Origin of the sequence: Nesterenkonia ebinurensis (assembly GCF_008711175.1) — a bacterium.
Taxonomy (GTDB): domain Bacteria; phylum Actinomycetota; class Actinomycetes; order Actinomycetales; family Micrococcaceae; genus Nesterenkonia; species Nesterenkonia ebinurensis.
The window spans coordinates 1-802 of the sequence record NZ_VWNF01000040.1 but is presented as its reverse complement, the minus strand read 5'-3'; the positions used below and the strand labels follow the sequence as shown (position 1 = coordinate 802).

General features: G+C 63.8%; 1 protein-coding gene. It reads right to left on the bottom strand.

The window, feature by feature from the left end:
• On the bottom strand, nt 1-494 hold a 494-nt coding region (locus F0311_RS11280; protein WP_150462045.1), incomplete at its 3' end, for an IS110 family transposase.
• Between the last annotated feature and the right edge of the window lie 308 nt (nt 495-802).

Here is an 802-nt window from a genome sequence, read left to right as displayed (position 1 = left end):
ACGACGCGCAACAGCGCAATCAACGCGTTCACGGTCGCGGTGCGCTCGGCAGTCATATGATCACGAGCCACAACGAGGACCCGTAATGCGGCACGTACCCCCTGGGCTAAGCGTGGACGGCGTAGCTGCCCGGTTTCCAGTGAGAGCACTGCGGCAGCGATGCGGTGAGCGTCCAAAGGGTCCGACTTGCCCACCCCACGGTTGTTACGTGCGTTCATTCGGGCTGCCTCTACGACTTCGTAGCCGGCCCGGTCGAGCGCAGCGGCAAGACCGGCACCGTAGGAGGCAACGCCTTCGATAACCCAGAGCACGGCCAGATCGCCGCCGGTGCGGCGCCCAGCCCAGGAGATCGCGCGAGCCATCCCGGATGTGGTGGTGGGGAACTGGTCAGTGTCGATGACTTCCCCATTGGCAGCTAGGAGTGCCAGGGTGTGGTTCCGGGCGTGGGTGTCGACGCCGATGACGAATGGGTGAGTATGAGCGACGATAGTCATAGCGGTTCGGGTTCTTCCTACTCAGGGACAGCGGTCCGGCCGCTGGCAGCCGGCACCGATCTGGGTAGGAGTCACGTCGGGGCAGCACTGTGATGAGTCACGCTCGAAGAAGCGGACAGCCTTCTGATCAAGTCACCGAGGTGGGCCAGGACGGTGTCGGCTGCTTCACCCCGGACGGACAGATCCCTAGCAGGGCACCCCGGATAGGTGGCCGAGCGTGTCTTGAGTCACGACCGGAATGAAGCGACCAACTCCCATCCTCGCCAGCCAGTCCCAGACCAGCTACCTCAAGACTCACAGCGTGTCTG